This window comes from Pseudoduganella buxea (genome assembly GCF_009720835.1).
GTDB lineage: Bacteria > Pseudomonadota > Gammaproteobacteria > Burkholderiales > Burkholderiaceae_D > Rugamonas > Rugamonas buxea.
This window is the reverse complement of sequence record NZ_WNKZ01000233.1, coordinates 1-742: the sequence shown is the minus strand read 5'-3', so window position 1 is coordinate 742 and position 742 is coordinate 1. Positions and strand designations below refer to the sequence as shown.

The 742-nt window shown below is 71.3% G+C and carries 1 protein-coding gene; it reads left to right on the top strand.

Annotated elements, in window-relative coordinates; genetic code table 11:
* Positions 1–246: 246 nt before the first annotated feature.
* On the top strand, positions 247–742 hold a 496-nt coding region (locus tag GM672_RS27775; protein WP_211517458.1), incomplete at its 3' end, for a winged helix-turn-helix domain-containing protein.

Genomic DNA, 742 nt, shown 5'->3' with positions numbered 1-742 from the left:
GCTGCCGCACCCCGTCCAGCGCGCCGCCGATGGCGTCGAGCAGGCCGGCGCGGCGGCCGGCGCTGGTGGCGGCCAGGGCCAGTGCCGTCGCGGCCAGCCCCGGCATGGCATCGTGACGAGTCTCCATTACCCCTTTCCGGCAGTCGGCCGTTCCCTGTAAATAGTGGTTAAATTGCATGCTTCGATACGTTAAAATCCCCTGGTCTGAAAATCAATCTGGCTTTCGAGGTAAGCGCGATGCGGCCCATGCATGTTCCGGAACACCCGACGCAGCCCGGCGGCGAGCAGGGGCAGGTGCCGGGCGCGGCTGGTGACGTCCCTTCCGGCTTCGCCTTCGGCGACTTTCACCTGGTGCCGCACGAGCGCGCCCTGTACCGCGCCGGCCAGCCGCTGCGCCTGGCCGGCCGTGCCTTCGACGTGCTGCTGGCGCTGGTCGAGCGGGCCGGCACCGTGGTCGGCAAGGACGAACTGATCGCCCGCGTCTGGCCCCATACCGTCGTCGAGGAAGGCAACCTGCGCGTCCATGTGGGCGCGCTGCGTAAGGTGCTGGGCGCCGATCAGGCCTACGTCGACAACGTGGTGGGGCGGGGCTATTGCTTCGTCGCCCCGGTGGTTCCCGTCGCTCCCGCCGCGCCCGCGCCCTTGCCCCCCGCCGTACCCGACGTACAGCTCCCCGGCCTGCCGCGCCAGCGCCTGGTGGGCCGCGACGACGTGCTGGCGCAGCTGGCCGCGCAGGCCGGGG